At 64.7% G+C, this 23,193-nt stretch carries 21 protein-coding genes; 16 read left to right on the forward strand and 5 right to left on the reverse strand.

All coding sequences use genetic code 11. The features are described 5' to 3' along the window. Positions 1 to 86: 86 nt before the first annotated feature. The gene (locus B3T59_RS21845) at positions 87 to 1,190 is read right to left on the reverse strand and encodes a hypothetical protein (protein ID WP_287005125.1); all 1,104 of its coding nucleotides are present in this window, start codon (positions 1,188 to 1,190) and stop codon (positions 87 to 89) included. A gap of 434 nt (positions 1,191 to 1,624) precedes the next feature. Between B3T59_RS21845 and B3T59_RS21850 the strand changes: the two genes are divergently transcribed. From B3T59_RS21850 to B3T59_RS21890, 9 genes are all read left to right on the forward strand, one after another. Beyond that, positions 1,625 to 3,262, forward strand: coding sequence for an aromatic/alkene/methane monooxygenase hydroxylase/oxygenase subunit alpha (locus B3T59_RS21850; protein ID WP_287005126.1), 1,638 nt, complete (start codon positions 1,625 to 1,627; stop codon positions 3,260 to 3,262). 167 nt (positions 3,263 to 3,429) lie between these two features. Further along, entirely contained in the window at positions 3,430 to 4,473 is a 1,044-nt protein-coding gene (locus tag B3T59_RS21855; protein WP_287005127.1) for a 2Fe-2S iron-sulfur cluster-binding protein, read from the forward strand. A 47-nt stretch (positions 4,474 to 4,520) separates the two neighbouring features. Continuing rightward, positions 4,521 to 5,480: a toluene hydroxylase gene (locus B3T59_RS21860; RefSeq protein WP_287005128.1), complete on the forward strand. Its 960-nt coding sequence runs from the start codon at positions 4,521 to 4,523 to the stop codon at positions 5,478 to 5,480. A gap of 5 nt (positions 5,481 to 5,485) precedes the next feature. Further along, positions 5,486 to 5,824 (forward strand): propane 2-monooxygenase effector subunit MimD, encoded by a 339-nt coding sequence (mimD, locus tag B3T59_RS21865; RefSeq protein ID WP_174273062.1) that lies wholly within the window; start codon positions 5,486 to 5,488, stop codon positions 5,822 to 5,824. A gap of 180 nt (positions 5,825 to 6,004) precedes the next feature. Further along, positions 6,005 to 7,066: an amidohydrolase family protein gene (locus B3T59_RS21870; protein WP_287005129.1), complete on the forward strand. Its 1,062-nt coding sequence runs from the start codon at positions 6,005 to 6,007 to the stop codon at positions 7,064 to 7,066. Continuing rightward, positions 7,063 to 7,875 carry a metal-sulfur cluster assembly factor gene (locus B3T59_RS21875; RefSeq protein WP_287005130.1) on the forward strand — a complete coding sequence of 271 codons (813 nt, stop codon included), beginning with the start codon at positions 7,063 to 7,065 and terminating at the stop codon, positions 7,873 to 7,875. Before B3T59_RS21870 ends, B3T59_RS21875 begins: the two co-directional genes overlap by 4 nt. Beyond that, on the forward strand, positions 7,872 to 8,933 hold the full coding sequence (locus B3T59_RS21880) for an NAD(P)-dependent alcohol dehydrogenase (RefSeq protein ID WP_287005131.1): 1,062 nt from the start codon (positions 7,872 to 7,874) through the stop codon (positions 8,931 to 8,933). Before B3T59_RS21875 ends, B3T59_RS21880 begins: the two co-directional genes overlap by 4 nt. A 98-nt stretch (positions 8,934 to 9,031) precedes the next feature. Beyond that, positions 9,032 to 10,681: a chaperonin GroEL gene (gene groL / locus B3T59_RS21885; RefSeq protein WP_005207107.1), complete on the forward strand. Its 1,650-nt coding sequence runs from the start codon at positions 9,032 to 9,034 to the stop codon at positions 10,679 to 10,681. Positions 10,682 to 10,958: 277 nt separating this feature from the next. After that, on the forward strand, positions 10,959 to 12,674 hold the full coding sequence (locus B3T59_RS21890) for a sigma-54-dependent Fis family transcriptional regulator (protein WP_287005132.1): 1,716 nt from the start codon (positions 10,959 to 10,961) through the stop codon (positions 12,672 to 12,674). Between the two features lie 11 nt (positions 12,675 to 12,685). Here the strand turns inward: B3T59_RS21890 and B3T59_RS21895 are convergent, their stop codons facing one another. The 3 genes from B3T59_RS21895 to B3T59_RS21905 are packed head-to-tail and all read right to left on the reverse strand — an operon-like array spanning position 12,686 to position 14,042. Further along, positions 12,686 to 13,132: an SRPBCC family protein gene (locus tag B3T59_RS21895; protein WP_287005133.1), complete on the reverse strand. Its 447-nt coding sequence runs from the start codon at positions 13,130 to 13,132 to the stop codon at positions 12,686 to 12,688. Continuing rightward, the gene (locus B3T59_RS21900) at positions 13,132 to 13,566 is read right to left on the reverse strand and encodes an ArsR/SmtB family transcription factor (RefSeq protein WP_287005134.1); all 435 of its coding nucleotides are present in this window, start codon (positions 13,564 to 13,566) and stop codon (positions 13,132 to 13,134) included. Before B3T59_RS21900 ends, B3T59_RS21895 begins: the two co-directional genes overlap by 1 nt. Next, the gene (locus tag B3T59_RS21905) at positions 13,563 to 14,042 is read right to left on the reverse strand and encodes an SRPBCC domain-containing protein (protein ID WP_287005135.1); all 480 of its coding nucleotides are present in this window, start codon (positions 14,040 to 14,042) and stop codon (positions 13,563 to 13,565) included. Before B3T59_RS21905 ends, B3T59_RS21900 begins: the two co-directional genes overlap by 4 nt. 190 nt (positions 14,043 to 14,232) lie before the next feature. On the opposite strand from B3T59_RS21905, the gene B3T59_RS21910 reads away from it, so the two are divergent. The 6 genes from B3T59_RS21910 to B3T59_RS21935 all read left to right on the forward strand — a co-directional run bounded on the left by B3T59_RS21910 (position 14,233) and on the right by B3T59_RS21935 (position 20,250). Continuing rightward, positions 14,233 to 14,889, forward strand: a complete 657-nt coding sequence (locus B3T59_RS21910) for a class II aldolase/adducin family protein (RefSeq protein WP_287005136.1) — start codon at positions 14,233 to 14,235, stop codon at positions 14,887 to 14,889. Between the two features lie 123 nt (positions 14,890 to 15,012). Beyond that, on the forward strand, positions 15,013 to 16,365 hold the full coding sequence (locus tag B3T59_RS21915; RefSeq protein ID WP_287005147.1) for a flavin-containing monooxygenase: 1,353 nt from the start codon (positions 15,013 to 15,015) through the stop codon (positions 16,363 to 16,365). A 70-nt stretch (positions 16,366 to 16,435) separates the two neighbouring features. Next, on the forward strand, positions 16,436 to 16,888 hold the full coding sequence (locus B3T59_RS21920; protein WP_065181078.1) for a RidA family protein: 453 nt from the start codon (positions 16,436 to 16,438) through the stop codon (positions 16,886 to 16,888). After that, positions 16,885 to 17,559 carry a DUF1028 domain-containing protein gene (locus tag B3T59_RS21925; protein ID WP_287005137.1) on the forward strand — a complete coding sequence of 225 codons (675 nt, stop codon included), beginning with the start codon at positions 16,885 to 16,887 and terminating at the stop codon, positions 17,557 to 17,559. The genes B3T59_RS21920 and B3T59_RS21925 overlap by 4 nt, the downstream gene beginning before the upstream one ends. Before the next feature lie 50 nt (positions 17,560 to 17,609). Next, positions 17,610 to 18,770 (forward strand): M20 family metallopeptidase, encoded by a 1,161-nt coding sequence (locus B3T59_RS21930; protein WP_287005148.1) that lies wholly within the window; start codon positions 17,610 to 17,612, stop codon positions 18,768 to 18,770. After that, on the forward strand, positions 18,760 to 20,250 hold the full coding sequence (locus B3T59_RS21935; protein ID WP_287005138.1) for an aspartate ammonia-lyase: 1,491 nt from the start codon (positions 18,760 to 18,762) through the stop codon (positions 20,248 to 20,250). The genes B3T59_RS21930 and B3T59_RS21935 overlap by 11 nt, the downstream gene beginning before the upstream one ends. On the opposite strand, the gene B3T59_RS21940 is transcribed toward B3T59_RS21935, so the two are convergent. Then, entirely contained in the window at positions 20,186 to 20,803 is a 618-nt protein-coding gene (locus tag B3T59_RS21940; RefSeq protein WP_287005139.1) for a TetR/AcrR family transcriptional regulator, read from the reverse strand. The genes B3T59_RS21935 and B3T59_RS21940 overlap by 65 nt on opposite strands. Positions 20,804 to 21,073: 270 nt before the next feature. On the opposite strand from B3T59_RS21940, the gene B3T59_RS21945 reads away from it, so the two are divergent. Further along, positions 21,074 to 23,176, forward strand: coding sequence for an FAD-dependent oxidoreductase (locus B3T59_RS21945; RefSeq protein ID WP_287005140.1), 2,103 nt, complete (start codon positions 21,074 to 21,076; stop codon positions 23,174 to 23,176). The last annotated feature ends 17 nt before the right edge of the window (positions 23,177 to 23,193 follow it).

Raw genomic sequence — 23,193 nt, forward strand, 5'->3', positions numbered from 1 at the left:
CGGGGCCGGTGCGCGGCGTCGAAAATATGTGTCGTTTTGAAGGATATGTGTGCTGCAGCGCCCACATCCTTCGATACGACACACATTCATGCGCTGGCAGGTTCGACGATCAGCGCCAACTTCACCAGCCAGCGTCGAATCAGCGCTGCCACTCTCCCTGCGCGAAGGTCGTCCCAGGTCCAGCGCACGACCATGATGCCCATCGCGCGGAGTTCGTCTTCACGACGCTTCTCGCGCACCACGACCTCGGTGGCGTCCTCCCCGGGTTTGAGCAGCTTCGCGTACTTCACCTTGCCGTCGAACTCTCCGACGAGCCTCCCGCCCCAGTCGAAATCAGTACGCGCCACGTGCTCGCCGTCGGCGTCGCGGAACGTGTGCTGCAGCCTCGCCGCGGGCAGACCCGCCTCGATCATCTGCGCCCTACTCCACGACTCGCCCGGATTCTCCGACCGCCCGTCGGCGTGATGCAGCGCTCGGCGCGCCAGACCCACACCGCGACGCTTGCCGGCGAGCATCTTCGTCATGACGTCACGGTCGGCACCGAGCCGCAGAGCCGAATCAACAACGGCGAGCGCCTGGGCGAACGTCTGTGCCCCGCAGGCAATGTCGACGGCCGTTCGTTCGATCGAGGTGACCAGCACGCCGTCGACCTCGACGAGTTCGTCGTCAGACAATGTCACGACATGGCGGTGATGGGTCGCGGTTCGAAATCCCGCACCACTCACCGTCGTCGAATGGACGCGCGTCAGCGTCGGCGAGAGCATCTCGAGGCCATGCACCGCCGCGGCACTCTGATGACTCAGCGCCGCGCGAACCTTCGGTCCCGACTCCTCCGCTCCTGATACCGCTGCGCCCGACTCCTCCACCTCAGGCTCCCCGGCGCCCGACTCGACAGCGCCCGACTCGCCCGGCCCGAGGTCCCCTGCGCCCACGCCCTCACCCCTCACGGCTCGCACGGACGCGAGCGCGACGAGCCGGTGGCGTTCGAGCCGAGTCCGCTCAGCGCTGACGACGAAGACCCCGCGATGGACACGCTCGATCTCCCGTCGACGCAGCGACGCGCGCAGGTCGTTGTCGGTGTATCCGGCCGCAAGAACCGCGTTCCGATGGATGAGCCCGAACCGGTCGGCTGGATAACAAGCAGCGGCATAGCGGGCAGCAGAGTCGGGTTCAGTAGCGGGTGAGTGCATGACATATCCGACGCACCCCCGACCCGCCAGGTTCCACATCCGCCGAGATACGCCTCTGGCCGCGGCAAATGTGTGTCGAACGTGAAGATGTGGGTGCTGCAGCACCCACATCCTTCGATCCAACACACATTTACAACCAGGCCCGACGTCGGGCGCGCCGCGCCCAGCCGCGGCCGACCGCCGCGCACGACGCCCCGCCCGCGCCTAACGTTCCGCCGCGGCGCACGGCCAAGCCCCGCTCACCGGCCCACCGCCCCGCGCCATCGACGCCCCGCGCCATCGACGCCCCGCCCCCATCGCATAACCGCTGCGCGATCGTGAATATGTGCCCCGTCTCACAGTGAGACGGTTGTGATGCACCTCACGCGGTTGTATCGAAAGCGCTCCAGTCCAGCCAGGTCGGCACAGCGCCGGCCCATACGAGGAGGCGCACATTGAGCAGGCAGAGCTTGACCAAAGCCCATGCGAAGATCACCGAGTTGTCGTGGGAGCCCACCTTCGCCACCCCCGCCACTCGGTTTGGTACCGACTACACGTTCGAGAAGGCCCCCAAGAAGGATCCGCTCAAGCAGATCATGCGGTCGTACTTCCCGATGGAGGAGGAGAAGGACAACCGCGTCTACGGTGCCATGGACGGCGCCATTCGCGGCAACATGTTCCGGCAGGTCCAGGAACGTTGGCTCGAATGGCAGAAGCTGTTCCTGTCGATCATCCCCTTTCCCGAGATCTCCGCCGCACGCGCGATGCCGATGGCCATCGACGCCGTCCCGAACCCTGAGATCCACAACGGACTCGCGGTGCAGATGATCGACGAGGTTCGTCATTCGACGATCCAGATGAACCTCAAGAAGCTGTACATGAACAACTACATCGACCCGGCCGGCTTCGACATCACCGAGAAGGCATTCGCGAACAACTACGCGGGCACCATCGGCAGGCAGTTCGGTGAGGGTTTCATCACCGGTGACGCGATCACCGCGGCAAACATCTATCTAACGGTCGTCGCCGAGACCGCGTTCACCAACACCCTGTTCGTGGCAATGCCCGACGAGGCGGCCGCCAACGGCGACTACCTGCTTCCGACGGTCTTCCACTCCGTGCAGTCCGACGAGTCGCGCCACATCTCCAACGGCTACTCGATTCTGCTGATGGCGCTGGCCGACGAACGCAATCGTCCACTGCTGGAACGGGATCTGCGCTACGCATGGTGGAACAACCACTGCGTCGTCGACGCCGCGATCGGCACCTTCATCGAGTACGGAACCAAGGACCGCCGCAAGGATCGCGAGTCCTATGCCGAGATGTGGCGTCGCTGGATCTACGACGACTACTACCGCAGTTACCTTCTGCCGCTGGAGAAGTACGGTCTGACGATTCCGCACGATCTGGTCGAGGAGGCGTGGAACCGCATCGTCGACAAGCACTACGTGCACGAGGTCGCCCGCTTCTTTGCCACCGGCTGGCCGGTCAACTACTGGCGCATCGACGCCATGACCGACACCGACTTCGAATGGTTCGAGGAGAAGTATCCCGGTTGGTACAACAAGTTCGGGAAGTGGTGGGAGAATTACAACCGCCTCGCCTACCCCGGCAAAAACAAGCCCATCGCCTTCGAGGACGTCGACTACGAGTACCCACACCGGTGCTGGACGTGTATGGTGCCGTGCCTGATCCGCGAGGACATGGTGACCGACAAGGTCGACGGCCAGTGGCGCACCTACTGCTCGGAGACCTGCGCCTGGACTGACAAGGTGGCCTTCCGACCCGAGTACGAGGGACGTCCAACCCCGAACATGGGGCGCCTCACCGGTTTCCGTGAATGGGAGACGCTGCACCACGGCAAGGATCTCGCCGACATCGTCAAGGATCTCGGCTACGTCCGCGACGACGGCAAGACGCTCATCCCGCAGCCGCATCTCGATCTCGATCCCAAGAAGATGTGGACGCTCGACGATGTGCGCGGCATCCCGTTCGGCAGCCCGAACGTGGCGCTGAACGAAATGAGCGACGAGGAACGCGAAGCTCACATCGCCGCCTACATGGCCAACAAGAACGGGGCCGTCACGGTCTGATCTTCCGATCCCTGAGGAGCCCTCCACCCGATCCCTGAGGTGCGAGGCGCCAGCCGAGCCTCGAAGGGTCACCGTGCCCCTTCGAGACGCGCGCTCGTACCTCGCGGGCTCCTCAGGACCGGTTGGTCCGACCAGCGCGGACATCCCCATAAAGCCCAGGAGACTTCATGGCCGACACGCATCACATCAGCTTCGAACCCGTCGACATCGAGATGGAGGTAGCCGAGGACGAGACCATCCTCGACGCCGCATTCCGGCAGGGAATCCACCTCATGCACGGCTGCCGGGAAGGCCGTTGTTCGGCCTGCAAGTCGTACATGCTCGACGGCGACGTCCAAATGGACGACTACTCCACCTTCGCCTGCAACGACGCGGAAGAAGCCGAAGGGTACGTGCTCCTCTGTCGCACATACGCATACAGCGATTGCGAGATCGAGCTCCTCAACTTCGACGAGGACGAACTGCTCGGCGGCGCGCCGATCCAGGACGTCACCACGAAGGTCGCCGCCATCGAGCCGATGACCCGCGACATCGTGTCGCTGAAACTCGACGTCGTCGAACCGGAGACCGTCGAATTCAGGTCGGGTCAGTATTTCGACCTGTTCATCCCGGGCACCGACGAGAAGCGGTCGTTCTCCATCGCCACCACTCCGGCGACTCCGGATCGGCTCGAGTTCCTGATCAAGAAGTATCCCGGTGGTCTGTTCGCCGGCATGCTCACCGACGGCCTGTCGGTGGGGCAAGAGATCAACGTCAACGGACCGTACGGGTCGTGCACTCTGCGCAACGGTCACGTCCTGCCGATCGTCGCGATCGGCGGCGGCGCGGGAATGGCGCCACTGCTCTCGCTGCTCCGATACATCAGCGAGACAGGACTCAACCGACCGGTTCGGTTCTACTACGGCGCGCGCACCGCGTCGGATCTCTTCCTTCTCGACGAAATCGCCACTCTCGGTGAGAAAATCGACGATTTCTCGTTCACGGCCTGCCTGTCGGAGAGCACCGACGACGCACCCGACGGCGTCACTGTCATCGGCGGGAACGTCACCGACATCGTCAACGACAACGAAGCGGACCTCGCCCGAACGGAGGTGTATTTCTGCGGTCCCCCACCCATGGTCGATGCAGCTCTCGCGCTTGCCGAGCAGCATTCGGTTCCCCGCGACCAGATCTTCTACGACAAGTTCACCAGCCCGGCATTCGACTCCTGATCACGACCACCGCGGTCGAGTCAGCCTGAACGACAGGAACGAAAGGTATGTCCGCACCAGCTCAATCGAGGGAACGCAGTTTCCCGACCATCGAATTCACCGACGCCGAGGCCGGCGCAAGGGAATTCCCGAGCAGCCGCAGCCGCAAGTACAACTACTATCAGCCGTCCAAGAAGCGGGCCACGATCTACGAGGACGTCACCGTCGACGTCCAGCCCGACCCTGAACGTCACCTCACCCAGGGATGGATCTACCTACAGAACGCCAAGCGCGCACGGGCCTACGACGGGTGGAATTCCGCGTGGCTCAAGTTCATCGAGCGCAACCTCGGCGCCTGGATGCACGCCGAGAGCGGCATGGGTCTGCATGTGTTCACCTCGATTCAGCGGTCGGCACCGACCAACATGATCAACAACGCGGTCTGCGTCAACGCCGCGCACAAGCTGCGCTTCGCGCAGGATCTCGCCCTGTTCAACCTCGACCTCTCCGAAGCCGAGGAAGCGTTCGATGGCTCGGCGCACAAGGAGGTCTGGCAATCGGCCCCCGAGTGGCAGCCCACGCGCGAGGCGGTGGAACGACTGACGGCGATCGGTGATTGGGCCGAGCTGCTGTTCTGCTCCAATATCGTCTTCGAGCAACTGGTGGGCTCACTGTTCCGGTCGGAGCTCGTCACGCAGGTCGCCGCCCGCAACGGCGACTACATCACACCCACGATCGTCGGCACCGGAGAGTACGACTATGACCGCGACCTGAACTACTCACGCGCACTGTTCCAGATGCTCTCGCGTGACGAGAAGTACGGCATCGACAATCGAAAGCTCTTCTCGCGATGGATGTCTGAATGGGTACCGCGAAGCCTCGACGCCGCCCGCGCCCTGCAGCCGATCTGGTCACAGCCCGCCGACAAGTCGGTCACCTTCTCATCCAGTCTCGAACACGCGAAGACCAAGTTCGCCGACGTTCTGACCGCCATGGACGTCGATATCCCAGAGGAGCTGAACAAGTGAGCACCATGCAATTCGGGGCCGATACCGAGTTCTCCAACATGTGCGGTGTCACGCTCATGAACACGCCGATCGGTCGCATCGTGGCCGACGTCATGGGAGCCAAGGACGGCGTCGAACTCACCGAGTACCCGTCGATGATCCGTGTCGACGGCGTCAACCGCCTCATATTCGACTACGACGAACTGACCGATGCCCTCGGCCAGGACTTCGACGGTTCGATCTTCGAGGAGATCAGCTCCACGCACTACGGGCGGATGGTTCACCTCGACGACAAGACCATCCTGTTCGCCAGCCCGGAGGACGCCGCCGAGTTCATCGGATTCGACCTCACCGCGTCGTCGTAACACTTCGCCGCAGGCGCCGAGAATCGTCCACCCGGCGCCTGCGGCGAATCCATCGCGGCTCACTTGTGTTGCCGTGCAGCCGCTTTCCGCTCTTCCAGCCAGCCCGATCATCACGACAGCCCGATCACCCCAACAGCCCGATCATCACGACAGCCCAGATCTCAGAGAGCGAGTGAGAAGATGTACGAGAAGAATGGCGAGAAATACTTCATCGTCGACGCCCACGTCCACCTGTGGGACGGCCGTGAATCCAATCAGCGCAACATTCACGGCAAACAGTTCATCGACTGCTTCTACGACTATCACCGCAACCTGAGTCCCGAGGAGCAGGTGTGGGATTACGACACCTACTGCTACTACGGCGCGGACCGTCTGATGCAGGATCTCTTCGTCGATGGTCCTGCCGATCACGCGATCTTCCAGGCCACGATCCTCAAGGACTTCTACGTCAACGGCTTCGCTCAGGTCGACGACTCACTCAAGCTTGCGCAGGACAACCCCGACAAGCTCACTTACAACCACGCCTACGACCCGCGCGATGGCGAAGACGGTCTGGTCCAGCTCCGACGCGACGCGGAGACGATGGACCTCAAGGGCGTCAAGCTGTATACCGCTGAGTGGCATGGGGATTCACGCGGATACAAGCTCGACGATCCGTGGTCGAGGCGCTACCTGGAGGAGTGCCTGAAACTAGGGATCAAGAACATTCACGTGCACAAGGGCCCGACCATCCGCCCGCTCGACCGAGACGCCTTCGACGTCGCAGATGTCGACAAGGTCGCAACCGACTACCTCGACCTGAACTTCATCATCGAGCACGTCGGTCTTCCTCGTCTCGAGGACTTCTGCTGGATCGCCACGCAGGAATCCAACGTGTACGGCGGTCTCGCCGTTGCCATTCCGTTCATTCACACGCGGCCGAGGTACTTCGCGCAGATCATCGGCGAACTCCTCTACTGGATCGGTGAGGACAAGATTCTGTTCTCCAGCGACTACGCGCTCTGGACACCGCAGTGGCTCGTCGAACGCTTCGTCGACTTCCAGATTCCCCAGGACATGACGGAGTACGCGCCGATCACCATCGAGCAGAAGAAGAAGATCCTCGGACTCAACGCTGCGGCACTGTATCCGCATATCTCGGTTCCCGAGGAACTGCGAATCCCCACCGACGCAGCCGATCCCGGCGCCGACGTGGCAGCAGGCGCCCAGGATACGCCGGCAGCGGAGGCGGCAACCGCATGACCGCGCTCGCACATCGCGGGCAGGCGCACACATCGGGTATGCCGTTATCGGACATCGTCATCGAAGCTCTCGACACCGTCGCCGACCCGGAGTTGGATCTGCCCATCACCGAACTGGGGTTTGTGCGCTCGATCAACCTCGACGACGAGGGAGTCACCGTGCATCTGCGACTCCCCACATCGTTCTGTTCGCCGAACTTCGCCTACCTCATGGCATCTGACGCACTCGATGCACTGGAAGCGATCGACGACATCGGACGGGTCCGCGTGATGCTCGACGATCACCACGACTCGGACAAGATCAACGCGGGTCTGGCGGCACACGCGGGCTACAAGGGCACCTTCGGTGTCGAGGCGGAGCAGGGTCTCGAGGAACTTCGACTCACCTTCTTCCGCAAGGCACACACCGCCGCCATGGAACGTGCTGTGACACCGCTGATCTCGTCGGGCGTCGTCGGCGTCGAGGGCTGCACGCATCTGCTGCTGCGCGACATCCCCGACGGACCGGAGAAGTACGCACTCTTACGCAGACGAGTACAGATCGGACTCGGTGTCTGCCCCAACTGTCGAGTCGTCGTCGACGAGGAGGGGCGAACCCTGAGTGCCGACGACGTTCCGATGCGCATGCGATTCGCGCGATCGGTGCGAATTTCCATGGAGGGCAACGCACATTTCTGCCGCGGTTTGCTCGCGACACGCTACGCCGACGACGACGAATGCGACGGAACCAGCGGGCCGGTCATCACCGATCTGCGCCACCCCACGTTCGACGCAGCGCGCACAGCAACCACTACCGGGAGGTCATCATGAGAGCCGTACAAGTTGTCGGCTACCACGACAAGCTACAACTCACCGAGGTCCCCGATCCGGTGGTGACCGGTCCACTCGACGTGATTGTGCGGATCGGTGGCGCCGGAGTGTGCCGCACCGATCTGCACATTCTCGAAGGACAGTGGGCCGAGAAGAGCGGGGTCGAACTGCCCTACACGATCGGGCATGAGAATGCCGGATGGGTCGAGGCGATCGGCGACGCCGTCACCAATGTGTCGGTGAGCGACAAGGTGATCCTGCATCCGCTGATCACGTGTGGCCTGTGCCGTGCCTGCCGCGCAGGCGACGACGTGCACTGCGAGAACAGCAAGTTCCCCGGCATCGACACCGACGGCGGTTACGCCGACTACCTGAAGACCACTGCGCGCAGCGTCGTGAAGATCGACGATTCGCTCGAACCTGCCGATATCGCGGCTCTCGCGGACGCCGGTTTGACGGCCTATCACGCGGCCGCCAAGGTCGCTCGGATGACACGGCCCGGCGACACCTGCGTCGTGATCGGCGCGGGTGGATTGGGGCACATAGGGATTCAGGTTCTTGCCGCGATCTCCGGGGTGCGCATCGTGGTGGTCGACCGCAATCCCGATGCAGTGGCGCTTGCGGTCGAGGTCGGTGCGCACGAGGGCATCGTCGCCGACGGCGCCGGGAGCGCAGCGAGCGGGCCGGATTCACACGGCACGCAGGTCGAGAAGGTGCTCGCGCTGACCGACGGAAAGGGCGCCGAAGCCGTCCTCGACTTCGTCGGCGAGGGCGGCGCGACGTCGGAGGGCATCGCGATGCTGCGCCAGGCGGGCAACTACTTCGTCGTCGGCTACGGGGAGAACATCAACATCCCGACCATCGACGTGATCTCGACCGAGATCAACTTCATCGGAAACCTCGTCGGCTCGTACAACGATCTGACCGAGCTCATGACGCTGGCGGCGGCGGGAAAGGTGAAGCTACACACCGTCACTTACCCACTGACCGAATACCAGCAGGCACTCGACGACCTCGACGCCGGACGGGTGCGCGGCCGCGCGATCCTCGTCCCCTGAGGTTTCGACAGGCTCAACCAGCGGGCACAGCTCAACCAGCGGGCACAGCTCAACCAGTAAAAACCAACCCCCACAACCCAATCGAAAGAGGTGCCAACATGGCCAAGGAGTTGCGCTACAACGCCGAAGCGCGACTGCGGCTGGAGCGGGGCGTCAACGCCCTCGCCGACGCGGTCAAGGTGACATTGGGTCCGAAAGGACGCAATGCGGTGCTGGAGAAACTGACCGGACCGCCGACGATCACCAATGACGGAGTCACAATCGCACGCGAGATCCAGCTGCGAGATCCGTTCGCCAACATGGGTGCTCAGTTGGTCAAGGAAGTCGCCATGAAGACCAATGGCGTCGTGGGTGATGGCACCACGACGGCCACCGTGCTGGCGCAGGCCATGGTCCGCGAGGGACTGCGCGCCGTCGAGCAGGGCGCCAATCCGATGCGGGTGCGTCGCGGTATCGAGCGCGCGGTGACCGCTGTCGTCGGGTCGTTGAACGACCAGGCCGTCCAGATCGGCGGCCGCAGCGACCTGGAACGGATCGCATCTCTGGCCGCAAGCGACGACGAGGTCATCGGCGACGTCATCGCAACGGCCGTCGAGCATGTCGGCAAGACCGGAGTGATCACCACCGAGGAGAGCGACACCCTCGGCCTTGCGGTCGACATCGTCGACGGCATCGAGTTCGACCACGGCTACATCTCCGGCTACATGGTCACCAATCCCGACCGCATGGAAGCTGTCCTCGACAATCCCGTGGTCTTGTTGACCAACAAGAAGATCACGTCGGTGCAGGAGATCATGCCCGCGATCGAGGTGGCCAAGCGGGCCGATCGGCCGCTGCTCGTCCTCGCCGAGGACGTCGACGGCCCGGCGCTGCAGCTGCTCGTCGGTGGCAACATGCACAAGACGATGCAGTCGGTCGTGGTGCGCGCCCCCGGTTTCGGGCATCGACGTATCGCCGAACTCGAAGATCTCGCGGTCGCACTCGGTGGCCACGTGATCGCCAAGGACACCGGCATCGAGTTGTCCGAGGTGTCAATCGACCATCTCGGGACCTGCGATCGGGTGACGGTCACCGAGAACGAGACGACGATCGTCGGCGCGCACGGCGACCAGGCGGCCGTCGACGCCCGCGTGTCGCATCTGGAAGCGCAGCTCCAGCGGGCCCGTATCGACGCGGATCGCGACGGTCTCGAGCTCCGCATCGCGCGATTGACCGGACGCGTGGCCGTGATCAGGGTCGGTGGCGTGACGAGCGTCGAACTCAAGGAACGCATGCTTCGCGTGGAAGACGCGTTGGCGGCGACACGCGCAGCGGTCGAGGCGGGCATCGTCTCCGGCGGCGGTACCGCGCTGGCACAGGCGCATCGCGCGCTCGAACCGCTCGAGGCGACCGGCGACGACGCCGTCGGCATCGACGTCGTGCGACGGTCCCTCGCCGAACCGGTGCGCTGGATCGCCACCAATGCGGGCTACGACGGCGACGAGGTCGTGAAGGTTGTGACAGGGCTGCCCCTCGGGCACGGCTTCAACGCGCTCACCGGCGAGTACGCGGACATGTTCGACGAGGGCGTCATCGATCCGTGCAAGGTGACCCGCGCCGCGCTGGAGAGTGCGGCATCCATCGCTGCACTGTTGATCACCACGGAGACCGCGGTGGTCGAGGAGGTCATGGGCAATCCCGGCGCGATCCCCGCACCCGGATTCGGCGACCTGGCGGAAGGAATGGTACGTCCGTCCAATATCTACTGACCGAAAGGATCTCCCCTGACCGGGAGACACCGAACCGTCGGTAGTCCCCGAACTGGGCCGGTCGCGATCTGAACAAACCGTTCACGGCGTTGATCGCGGCCGGCCCTTCCCCAGTCGCACACGTGCGTGCTCTGCCGCGAACTCATTCGCTCGGGACCATGTGTCGGCTACACTCGAAAGTGAGATATAGATCACAGAGGGGTACCTGTCACGTGATACCCGGCCGCCAGCCCAGGCTCCGACATCACGACTCGTCGCTCGCGCCCGCGAGCGATTCTTGAGCGACGACGACGTCGATGTCGATGTCCGCGACGCGATCTTCACGTCGTGGCGGCGTTCCCGCGCGTTCAACGTCGATGCCGACCGACTCGAACTTCCCTTCGTTCGTGAACCGAATCCCGAGACGCCGCTGATCGCCGCGGCTCGGCCGGTGATCGACCAACTCGCCAACGACCTCGTCGCCGACCCGATCAGCATCATCCTCACCTCGCCCGACGGCGTCGTACTCTCACGTGCGACGGCCAATCGCGGCCTGCAAAGGATGCTGGACGACGTCAGCCTCGCTCCTGGATACAGCTACAGCGAAGAGCACGCGGGAACCAACGGAATCGGCACAGCCCTAGAGACCCGGCAACCGACGTTGGTGAGTGGCTCGGAACACTACGCAGGCTGTCTCGGCAGACTCTCCTGCGCCGGAGTTCCCATCCTCAACCCCATCTCCGGAGCCATCGTCGGCGCGCTCGACCTCACCTGCCTGACCGAGCAGGAGCACCCGTCGACGCTGCTCCTCTCACTGGCGAAGTCGGCGACGTCACAGATCGTGCAGCGCATGGTCTCGCAGGCCAGCGAGCGCGAATCCCGACTTCTCAACGCCTATCTAGCGACGTGTCGTCGAGCTCCGCAGGCGATGGTGATCGGGCTGTCTGGCGACGTCGTGTTGATGAACCGCCGACTGCGCCACAGCGTGAATCCCTCCGACCAGACCGCACTCCTCGAACTGGCCGTCGACCATTCCGCCGACGGCCATTCGCTCGACGCCGCTGTTCCCCGAGTCAGCGCGTTGCCCAGCGGGATAGTCGCACGGTTGTCACCTATCGACGAACACTGCGACTCCGATATCGCCGTCTTCCGAATTCACCTCCTACACAGCAGCCCCACCCGACACACACGCGTCACCCGGCCGTCCACCACTGCCCTTCCACGACTCGTCGGCAGCAGTTCGTCGTGGCGTCAGTGCTGCGACAGCGTCGCCGGGCACGTTCGGTCCGGACGCTGGATCGCGGTCTCGGGCGAATCCGGTACCGGTCGGACCGCCGTACTCCGGGCCGCGGCCGAACAGTTCCTACCCGGCACGACACGCGTGTTCAACGCCGACGACTTCGAGTCGCCGGAGACGTTCGATTCACTCGAAGCCGAACTCTCGGGCGACGGCTTCGGGGTCATCATCCGCGGTCTCGACCAACTCGACGACGACACCGTGAACGCGATCTCTGATCTGCTTCCGGGACGCGAGCACGCGGGCTGGCTCGCGGTGACAACATTGCCCGACGCAGGCAACGCGGCTTCGGTGCTCCTGCCGTTCTTCGGGCACACGGTCGAACTCCCTCCGCTGCGGCATCGCATCGAAGACCTCCGCGATCTGGTGCCGACACTGCTCAAACAACTGACCCGTGGACGGGAGTTGACCGTCGCTCCGGACGCGATGAACCAGCTCAGCAAGTACTCGTGGCCGGGGAACGTCGCGGAGCTGCGACAGATCCTGCGCGAGGTGGTCACTCATCAGCGCACCGGAACCATCGAAGCGGCTCAACTGCCTCCGCGCTGCCGCTCGACCAGCAGGCACACTCTGACCAGGATCGAGTCGCTCGAACGCGACGCAATCGTGCGCAGCCTCGAGGAGAACAACCACAGCAAGGCCGCAGCCGCCGCAGCCCTCGGTATCTCGCGGGCGACCATCTACCGCAAGATCCGCGAGTTCGGGATCAACACCTGACCCCGGTGCGATCAGTGCCAGTCGCTGACCGCCACATCGCGCGGTGCGGGTGTCCCCTTGCCGGACTCGATCAGCGCTTTGAGGCTCAACAGGAAGACCGCCCACTTGGTGCTGCAGTGATTCATGAACGGCACCTGCTCGCGCCAGCCGTCGTGACTGAACATCACGATGGCGTAGGCGCCCTCCTGGCGAAGCGACCACGTGATGGTCGTGCCAACCCACTCGTCCGGCCCCTCGACGACCCGCCATCGCACCGACTCCGACGGAACGGTCTCGAGTACCTCCATGTCGAATCCGCCGACCGGTGGGAAGCGGAATTCGAGGCGCCCACCGGCCGTGCCGTCACCGCTCACGTCTTCTGTCCACCAGCCCGCAAGTCCGTCGATCGTGGTCAGTGCGCCGTAGACGTCTGTGGTGGTGGCGCCTTCGACGCCGATCCTGTGCAGAATGCTGCTCATCAGGTACTCCCTTGATCTTTCTGTTCTGAACGGTTCTGTTCTGGACCGTTCTGGTGCGAACGTTGGTGTTCTGTCTTGCTGCGGTTCCGGGCCTGCTGCAACGCCTCGGCGATGCCCTTGATGCGATGCAGCCGGGCATCCCATGCCGCGCCGACGGATTCGAGCTGCGCAGCAGCTTTCGCGAGCTGAGCCCTGTTGAGGTCGTAACGTCGCTCGCGTCCCGCAGACGTCGCGTGCACGAGTCCTGCTCGGTCGAGTACGCCGAGATGCTTTGCCACTCCCTGCCTGCTGACCGGAAGCTGTTCGCTCAACGACGTCGCCGTGCCCCCGTCGCCAGCGAGAAGCAGGTCGACGATGCGGCGCCGCGTCGGATCTCCGATGGCCGACCACAGCGCGTCGTCGACGTCGCCTGTCGACGCTTGGCCCCGCGTCACGACGCTGCTTCCATTCCGGCAACGTAGGTCACCAGTCGGGGCAGGAAGTAGTTCCAGCCGTCGATGTGTTCGCGGAAATGCCGCTCGAGTTCTGCTTCCTCCCAACCTCTTTCACGGAATCCCGTCTCGGTCATCGTCAGCGTCGTACCGCTGCCCGACGCGGTGAGGGCGAAGGTGACGAGCAACGAGTTGCCCGCGGCCGGGTCCTCGCCGACCTGGTGAGTCCACCGGAATGAGGACGTGCGCGGCGGATTCGATTCGACGACGCTGAACTGCTGGACGGTCTCGTCGCCCTCGGCGGTACGGAACACCAACTCGCCGGGCGATCCCGGCTCGAGTCGGTATCGCGCCTCATCTGGCCACCACTGTTCGACGTACTCGGGCGAACTCACCACGTCGAACACGATGTCGGGCTCCGCATCAATGTAGAGCTCGCGCACGAGGGTCCCCACCTCTGCGTCGGTCAGCTTGTCCATGTCGCCTCCTGCAACCTCTGGTTGCGTATCAATCTACGACCCCGCGACCCGATGCGCAACCATTAGTTGCATTGAATGCGCTCAACCAATCGGAACGTGACGGTGAGAGAAGCCCGCGGAACCAGATCGAGATGCGCAGCCGCAGCCGTCTCACTGCGGCGAGACCGTTCGAACGACTACCGTCGAAGAGGTGGACATCGTCGATCAGCGCGTACCCCTGTGCGTCGCTGCGCATCAGCTCGCAGCCGCGGGCACGTCGCTGAGCACCGGCGGCAACCTCTCTGTCCGCGTCGGCGATTGCGTGCTCGTGACGCCATCGGGCGCACGCCTCGGCGCCGTCCAACCGGACCAGCTGGTCGTCGTCAACATGGATGGCTCGGTGATCGAGGAAACCCGCTACCGGCCGACGGCAGAACTCCGATTCCACCTCGACCTCTACCGGTCGACCTCCGCGTCGGCAATCGCCCACGCTCACCCGCTCGCGTCGGTCGCGGTGTCGACGATCACCGAGCTTCTCCCACCGATCCACTACGACGCCGCGATGGTCGGCGGCTCGGTACGAGTCGCCCCCTACGCGGTCTTCGGCAGCCCCGAGCTGAGCGAAGGCGTGTTGGCGGCACTGTTCGAGCGCACCGCAGCCCTGATGCGCAACCACGGTTCGGTCGCCATCGGCGGCAACATCGAGACCGCGTGTGAGCACCTCGGCGTCGTCGAATGGCTCAGCGAGGTGTATCTGAAAGCCGTCAGCGCCGGGGCGCCGGCAATACTCAGCGACGACCAGCTCACCGAGGTCGTCGCCACCGCCGCCCGACGGGCCTACCAGCCCTACCCCGGTCGCGACCGCTGAGAATGCGGCACAACCCTACATCGACTGAACCGATGTAATACCTAGAATATCTCTGCTGTACAGATGCAGGCGGTCCGATGATCATTGAGTCAACGACAACGCATGCAACAGCGGAGGTACGAGATGGTGGAGTTGGCTACGCCGGGGACGCAGGTACCCGCGGGTACCGCAGCCACACAGGTCGAGGTGCTCGTCGTGGGCGCGGGCCAGGCAGGTATCGCGATGAGTGAGCATCTCACCACACAGGGAATCAACCACCTCGTACTCGAGCGTGATCGCGTCGCCGAACGCTGGCGCACGTGGCGATGGGATTCGTTGGTCGCCAACGGTCCCGCATGGCACGATCGCTTCCCCGGACTGGAGTTCGACGTCGACGCCGACGCGTTCGCGACCAAGGATCAGGTCGCCGACTACCTCGGCTCCTATGCCCAGCGCATCAATGCACCCATCCGCACCGGCGTGGAGGTGACATCGGTCCGTAAGAAGCAGGGCGAGAACGGCTTTCGCGTCGATACCTCGGATGGCCCGATCGAAGCCGACTTCGTCGTTGCCGCCACCGGCGCCTTTCAGACCCCGGTCATCCCCGCCGTCGTGCCTCACGAAGCGCCCTTCCATCAGATCCACTCCAGCGACTATCACAATCCGCAGCAGCTCCCCGGCGGTGGCGTTCTCGTCGTCGGCGCGGGATCGTCGGGCGTGCAGATCGCTGCAGAACTACGCGCGTCAGGCCGCGCGACGTACCTCGCCGTCGGACCGCATGATCGCCCGCCACGTAGTTACCGTGGACGCGACTTCTGTTGGTGGCTGGGCGTTCTCGGCAAGTGGGACGCGGCGGCCCCTCCCGCGGGCGCCGAGCATGTGACCATCGCAGTCAGCGGCGCGGGCGGTGGGCACACCGTCGACTTCCGGCAGCTCGCCGCGGACGGGATCACTCTTCTCGGGCGCGCGCAGGCATTCGACGCCGGCACCATGACCTTCGCCTCCGACCTGCGCACCAACATCGAGAACGGCGACGCAACCTATCTCGCCATGCTGCGAGAGGCCGACGACTACATCGAGCGCAACGGCCTCGACCTCCCCGCGGAGCCACAGGCGCACATCCTGGGACCACTCCCCGACTGCATCACCGACCCGATCGCACAGCTCGACCTCGCGGCAGCCGGGATCACGTCCATCGTGTGGGCAACCGGTTTCGCCTATGACTACGGCTGGCTGGAGGTCGACGCCTTCGACGAGAAGGGCCGCCCGGTCCACCAGCGGGGCGTGTCGGTCGAACCGGGAATCTACTTCCTCGGGCTGCCCTGGCTCTCACGTCGAGGGTCGAGCTTCATCTGGGGTGTATGGCACGACGCGAAGTATCTGGCCGACCAGATCGCGATCCAGCGTGGCTACCGGGCCTACCGACCGGAGCAGGTCGACGCCACCACACCGGCGGACTCCGATGTTCTTGCCGCGCAAGCTGTTTCGGTGAACTAGCCGTAATCTGCCAACACGCAAACCCCGCCCACTTCATTTACTCCACCAGCCGCAGCACGAGGAGCGACCCATGAGCGCCGCCGTCAGCCCTGACGTCACCCACACCCGGATCCGTCCCTTCAACACCCGCGAGACCTACCCGGAACAGAACCTCGACAATGACCTCTGCCAGGCCGTCGTCGCGGGCGGCGTCGTGTACCTGCGCGGCCAGATCGGCCAAGATCTCGACACTCGCGAATCGGTGGGCATCGGCGACGTCGAGGTGCAGGCAGAGAAGGCGATGAGCAACATCGCCATGCTGCTCGACGAGGCGGGCAGCTCGCTGCGCGACATCGTCAAGGTGACCGTGTACCTCACCGACATCCGGTACCGCGAGACGGTCTACCGGGTGATGGGCCGTTGGCTCAAGGGCGTGTATCCGGTGTCGACCGGGCTGGTGGTCGACGCACTCGCGCGGCCGGAATGGCTCGTCGAGATCGATGCGACCGCAGTTCTCAGCGAGCAGAGCGAAGCGGCACGATGACGATGTCACTCGTGGCGCGCGACCCCGCAAGTGGCGCGTTCGGCATCATCGTCTGCTCGTCGAGTCCCGCGGTGGCAGCGCGCTGCGCACACCCTGGGGCAGGCGTCGGAGTGGTGGCGTCGCAAAACGTCACCAACCCCGCGCTCGGGCCCGCGGTGCTCGACCGACTTTCCGACGGCCTCGACGCCGAGAAAGCGCTCAGCGCAGCGCTTTCCGCGGAGCAACACCCCGAGTACCGCCAGGTGAGCGTCGTCGACACACACGGGCACACCGCGCTGCATTCCGGCGCTCGCAGCCTGGGCACCTACGGCGGCGTCGAGGGCGATCAGGCGGTGGCCGCGGGAAATATGCTCGCCGATCTGTCTGTGCTCGAGTCGCTGCTGAACGGCTATGCCGACAGTGCCGCCGACACATTCGAGCAGCGACTGCTCGACGGGCTACACAGCGCACTCGACGCCGGCGGCGAAGAAGGACCGGTGCACTCTGCAGGCCTCCTGGTCGTCGAGGACGTGCCGTGGCCGGTGACCGATCTGCGCGTTGACTTCGCCGACGACCCGCTCGACGACCTCGCTTCGCTCTGGCAGATCTGGCAACCGCAGAAGAACGACTACCGTGTCCGCGGCGTCGACCCGACGCGTGCGCCCTCCTACGGAGTTCCGGGAGACCTGTGACCACCATCGACGCCACCCCCGATCGATTCGACGCCGAACTCGGCAGCCGTATCGCGTCGGCACACCCGAGTCTGATCGCGCTCTCGCACGACTTGTACGACAACCCCGAGACCGCCTGGGAGGAAACCTATTCGGCAGCTCGGGTCGCCGGTTCCCTCTCCGACGGCGGCTTCACCATCGTCGAACAGTTCTGCGACCTCCCGACAGCGTTCACCGCGACGCTCGGCAGCGGCGACCTCCACGTCGCGCTCTGCGCCGAATACGACGCACTGCCGGGACTCGGACACGCCTGCGGACACAACCTCATCTCGGCGATCACCGTCGGCGCGGCGCTCGCACTGGCACCGATCGTCGACGACCTCGGTCTGACACTGACGGTCATCGGCACTCCCGCGGAAGAGGGCGGTGGCGGCAAGATCGAACTGCTCGAACGGGGCGGATTCGCCGCTCAGCATGCCGCCGCGATGGTTCACCCCGGACCGGCTGACGTCGCACGCGCGCGGCCATTCGCCGTGTCGCACAGCCACATCGACTACCACGGCAAGTCAGCGCACGCTGCCGCATACCCCGAACGTGGCGTCAACGCCGCGGATGCGTTCACCATCGCTCAGGTAGCCATCGGCCTTCTGCGCCAACAGCTTCCGGCGTCGGTGCGCGTGCACGGCATGATGACACGCGGCGGTGAGGCACCCAACTCCATCGCCGAGCACACCGAGGGACGCTGGTATGTCCGCGCCGAAACACTTGCCGAACTCGCCGAGGTCGAACCCCGTGTCATGCGATGTTTCGAGGCGGGCGCACTCGCCAGTGGCGCGACGCTCACGGTGACCCCGGAGTCGAAGCCCTACGCCGAGTTCCGCACGGACGATGAACTTCTCGGCCGCTACGAACGCCGCGCACTCGCGGCGGGACGCAGCTTCGGCTCCGGACCAGACGCGACCATGGCGCGTGCGTCGACCGATATGGGCAATGTCTCGCAGGTGCTGCCTGCGATTCACCCCTACATCGGCATCGACTCGCTGCCCGCGGTCAACCATCAACCCGAATTCGCCGCTGCCACACTCACCTCGGCGGCGGAGACCGCGATCGCTCAGGGTGCGCTCGCGCTGGCGGGAACCGTCGTCGACGCCGCCCTGCTCGATACGATCCGCGACAGGCTCCTGGCCAACGGCACTCGCACGTCATCGCTAGGGGCAACAGATGAGCGCTGACGCCGCGGGTGCGGTTCGCATCGAGCACGACCTCCTCGGCGATCATGCGGTACCCGCCGACGCCTACTACGGGGTGCACACCGCACGGGCGATGGAGAACTTCCCGATCTCCGCGGTTCCCATCTCCACACACCCCGATCTCGTCGTCGCCCTGGCTTCGGTGAAACAGGCTGCCGCAGAGTCCAATCGTGAGCTCGGACTACTCGATCCCCCGATTGCCGACGCGATCATCACGGCATGCACCGAAATCCGCTCCGGATCGCTTCACGAGCAGTTCGTCGTCGACCAGATCCAGGGCGGCGCGGGGACGTCGACCAATATGAACGCCAACGAGGTGATCGCGAACAGGGCGCTCGAACTGCTCGGGCAGCGACGCGGCGACTATCACGTGCTCCACCCGCTCGAACACGTCAACCTCGGACAGAGCACCAACGACGTCTACCCCACTGCCGTGAAGGTGGCGCTCGGAATCGGCGCCCGTGGGCTCTCGGACGCACTGCGCGAACTGGCGACCGAATGCGCCGACAAGGCAGTCGAATTCGGCGACATGCTCAAACTCGGACGTACGCAACTGCAAGATGCCGTGCCGATGACGCTGGGGCAGGAGTTCGGCGCGTACTCGGTCACCATCGGCGAGGACGCCGACAGGATGGACGAGGCGATCTCGCTCATCGCCGAGATCAATCTCGGAGGCACCGCGATCGGCACCGGACTCAACGCCCACCCGTCCTACGCCGCGCACGCATGCGAACGCCTGCGAGAGCTCACCGGTCTGCCGCTGACCACCGCGGGAGATCTGGTCGAGGCGACGTCAGACGTCGGCTCCTTCGTACAACTCTCCGGTGTCACCAAACGTGCCGCGGTGAAGCTGTCGAAGATCTGTAATGATCTGCGCCTGTTGTCTTCTGGTCCGCGTGCGGGCTTCGGCGAGATCGTGCTTCCCGCCGTGCAGGCCGGATCGAGCATCATGCCGGGCAAGGTCAACCCGGTCATCCCCGAGGTCGTGAACCAGGTGGCCTTCGAGGTGATCGGCAACGACCTCACGGTGACCCTCGCCGCGGAAGCAGGTCAGTTGCAGCTCAACGCTTTCGAGCCGATCATCGCGCGGGCGCTCCTCTCGTCACTGACCCATCTGCGCGCCGCGGTGCACGTACTCGGCGAACGCTGTATCCGAGGCATCACCGCGAGAGAAGACCGCATGCGTGCCGCGGTGTACGGCTCGGCCAGTATCGCCACCGCGCTCAATCCGGTCCTCGGCTACGAGGCGACCACCGCGTTGGTCGCGGAGGCGGTGGCAACCGGAGCGTCGATTCCCGATCTCGTCCGACGCTCCGCACTGCTCGACGACATCGCCCTCGACACCGCGCTCCACCCCGACAACCTCTGTCGGCCACACGATTCGGCGCGTCCAGACGTCAGTGGGGACTCTCCTCGACCACGAGATCCGGACACCGCAACGCTGCCTGCAGATACTGCGTAACGGCGCTGCGAGCACTCGCCGCGTCGAGTGTTCTGGTGCGCCCGACAAGGTGTATTCCGCATCCGTCTTCGAGCGCCACCGCGGCCCTGGCGACGCGTTCGCTGTCGACGTCGGCGAAGACACCCTCCGCGATACCCCCATCGATCGCCTCGCGGTAGAGCGAGGTCTCGAGGTCGAAGAGCGTTGACATCAGTTCGGCATGTGCGGGTGAGCGCGCACTGTAGAGATGCAATTCGTACAGCGCAGGTGACATCGGATCATCCGGGTCACAGATTCCGAGTTCGACGAGCCGTGCCAGGGCCTTTACCGGATCGTCGACGTCGGTGGCGGCGGTGCGTCGGGTCTCATAGAACCGCGTGACCGCAGCCTCGTGCACAGCAAGCAACAACTCGTCGATCCCGGGGAAATAGTAGGTGATCGATCCTGGCGACAGACCCGCCGCGTCGGCGACGTCTTTGATGCGCAATCCCATCAGTCCGCGCGCGGCGATCGCACGCGTCGCGGCGTCGACGATCTCTGCGCGACGCGCGTGCTGATTGCGTGGACGTGCCATACGTCCCGATACTGCCGCCCTGCACCACGTCGGGGCAACTCCGCTGATTACATCGGTTCTCCCGATGAACCAATTCGGAAGTTCGCACCGTGAGATGTCCGCAACAGGGCTGCCCGATGGGACAAACCGCGATACCGTCATTTCATTCTTTGCGATTTACCTCAAAGAATGACACGAGTCGCCGCCACTGCCCGACGCCGACTCCACAGCCCACAACTGATCACTGCGCCAAGCATTTTCACGCCGCAGCACCTCTCGACGGAGATTCACATGCGCGACCATCGCTACGACATCCTTTTCGAACCGGTCCGGATCGGACCGGTCACCGCCCGCAACCGGTTCTTCCAGGTGCCGCATTGCAACGGCATGGGGTACCGCGATCCGTCCGGCGAGGCGGCGATGCGTCGGACAAAAGCCGAGGGCGGGTGGGCCGTGGTCTGCACCGAGCAGGTCGAGATCCATCCCACCTCGGATATCGGACCGTTCATCGAGCTTCGCCTCTGGGACGACCAGGACATGCCCGCGATCGCGCGTATCGCCGAGCAGATTCACGAGGGCGGTGCGCTCGCGGGAATCGAGCTGGCGCACAACGGACTCAACAGCCCCAACCTGATCAGCCGCGAAACTCCGCTGGCACCACAGCATCTGCCCGTCGTCTCGTGGAATCTCGATCCGGTGCAGGCCCGTGCGATGACGAAGGCCGACATCGTCGATCTGCGCAAATGGCATGCGGATTCGGTCCATCGGTCACTGAAAGCCGGCTACGACATCGTCTACGTCTACGCGGGACACGCGATCGGCGGTCTGCACCACTTCTTGTCGCGTCGATACAACAACCGCACCGACGAGTACGGCGGCAGCCTCGAGAACCGTGTCCGCCTCATCCGCGAGATCCTCGAGGACACCCGCGAGATCGCCGACGGCAAAGCCGCTGTCGCGTGCCGCATCTCGGTCGACGAACTGCTCGGCGACGACGGCATCACCCGCAGCGAGATGGAAGACGTCTTCGGCCTGATCGGCGAGCATCCCGACCTCTGGGACCTCGTGCTCGGAAGCTGGGAGGACGACTCGGTGACCTCGCGCTTCGGCCCCGAGGCCGAGCAGGAACCTTACGTCACCGGACTCAAGCAACTCACCACCAAGCCCGTCGTCGGAGTGGGCCGCTTCACCTCTCCCGACACCATGGTGCGCCACGTGAAGTCGGGCATCCTGGACCTCATCGGCGCCGCTCGACCGTCGATCGCAGATCCCTTCATGCCCAACAAGATCGAACGCGGCGACCTCGCAGACATCCGCGAGTGCATCGGTTGCAACATCTGCGTGTCCGGCGATTTCACCATGTCGCCGATCCGGTGTACGCAAAACCCCACAATGGGTGAGGAATTCCGACGCGGCTGGCATCCGGAGCGCATCTCGGTGAAGGGCTCCGACGCCTCGGTGCTCGTCGTCGGTGCGGGACCGGCGGGCCTCGAAGCCGCTCGGGCACTGGGTAATCGCGGGTATCCCGTGACGCTCACCGAGGCGAGCCGGGTGCTCGGTGGCCGTGTGGCCCGCGAGTCGAAGCTTCCCGGGCTCTCCGCATGGATTCGCGTCATCGACTACCGGCTCCAGCAACTCGACCGGCTCGACAACGTCGAGATCTATCGCGAATCGCCGATGAGCACCGACGACATCCTCGAGTACGGTTTCGACCACGTCGTGATCGCGACCGGGGCGTCGTGGCGTAACGACGGTGTCGGCCGCTGGCACACACATCCCATCGAGATCGATTCCAGCACAGCGGTCTTCACTCCGGACGACATCATGGCCGGGGCGCGGCCTACCGGCAAGCGAGTCGTGCTGTTCGACGACGACCACTACTACCTCGGTGCTGTCATCGCGGAGATGCTGGCCAAGGAAGGCTTCGCGGTCACGCTCGTCACCCCGGTCCCCCAGGTGTCGCAGTGGACCACCAACACCATGGAGGCTCACCGCATCCGCGCGCGCATCATGGAGGCCGGCGTCGACGTATGCACCGACACCGCCGTGACAACTGTCGACGCGTCAGGCGTGCAGACCGCATGCCGATTCACCGGTCGGACAGGGCATCTCGACGCCGACGCCGTCGTCATGGTGACCGCACGTCTCCCCCACGACGAGCTCTACACCCAACTGCAGGAGCGCGGCGACGACTGGGCCGCTGCGGGAGTCAGCAGCGTCACCGGTGTCGGCGACGCCTGGGCGCCGTCGACCATCGCTGCAGCAGTCTGGTCGGGACACCGGTTCGCCGAGGAACTCGACGCGCCGCGTAACGACGATCCGGTGCCGTTCCGCCGTGAGGTCACCCAGTTGTCGATCGAGCCGGTGTTCAGCACGCCGGTCTCGGTGTCCTGACGGCCCCACTGACCACA

The sequence above is a fragment of the Gordonia sp. UBA7860 genome (genome assembly GCF_002500165.1).
In the GTDB taxonomy this organism is placed as follows: Bacteria; Actinomycetota; Actinomycetes; order Mycobacteriales; family Mycobacteriaceae; genus Gordonia; species Gordonia sputi.

Coding starts and splice junctions, on each gene's coding strand:
- B3T59_RS21845 (WP_287005125.1), bottom strand. CDS start 1,190: ATGCACTCACCCGCTACTGAACCCGACTCTGCTGCCCGCTATGCCGCT.
- B3T59_RS21855 (WP_287005127.1), top strand. CDS start 3,430: ATGGCCGACACGCATCACATCAGCTTCGAACCCGTCGACATCGAGATG.
- B3T59_RS21860 (WP_287005128.1), top strand. CDS start 4,521: ATGTCCGCACCAGCTCAATCGAGGGAACGCAGTTTCCCGACCATCGAA.
- mimD (WP_174273062.1), top strand. CDS start 5,486: ATGCAATTCGGGGCCGATACCGAGTTCTCCAACATGTGCGGTGTCACG.
- B3T59_RS21870 (WP_287005129.1), top strand. CDS start 6,005: ATGTACGAGAAGAATGGCGAGAAATACTTCATCGTCGACGCCCACGTC.
- B3T59_RS21875 (WP_287005130.1), top strand. CDS start 7,063: ATGACCGCGCTCGCACATCGCGGGCAGGCGCACACATCGGGTATGCCG.
- B3T59_RS21880 (WP_287005131.1), top strand. CDS start 7,872: ATGAGAGCCGTACAAGTTGTCGGCTACCACGACAAGCTACAACTCACC.
- groL (WP_005207107.1), top strand. CDS start 9,032: ATGGCCAAGGAGTTGCGCTACAACGCCGAAGCGCGACTGCGGCTGGAG.
- B3T59_RS21895 (WP_287005133.1), bottom strand. CDS start 13,132: ATGAGCAGCATTCTGCACAGGATCGGCGTCGAAGGCGCCACCACCACA.
- B3T59_RS21905 (WP_287005135.1), bottom strand. CDS start 14,042: ATGGACAAGCTGACCGACGCAGAGGTGGGGACCCTCGTGCGCGAGCTC.
- B3T59_RS21915 (WP_287005147.1), top strand. CDS start 15,013: ATGGTGGAGTTGGCTACGCCGGGGACGCAGGTACCCGCGGGTACCGCA.
- B3T59_RS21920 (WP_065181078.1), top strand. CDS start 16,436: ATGAGCGCCGCCGTCAGCCCTGACGTCACCCACACCCGGATCCGTCCC.
- B3T59_RS21925 (WP_287005137.1), top strand. CDS start 16,885: ATGACGATGTCACTCGTGGCGCGCGACCCCGCAAGTGGCGCGTTCGGC.
- B3T59_RS21935 (WP_287005138.1), top strand. CDS start 18,760: ATGAGCGCTGACGCCGCGGGTGCGGTTCGCATCGAGCACGACCTCCTC.
- B3T59_RS21940 (WP_287005139.1), bottom strand. CDS start 20,803: ATGGCACGTCCACGCAATCAGCACGCGCGTCGCGCAGAGATCGTCGAC.
- B3T59_RS21945 (WP_287005140.1), top strand. CDS start 21,074: ATGCGCGACCATCGCTACGACATCCTTTTCGAACCGGTCCGGATCGGA.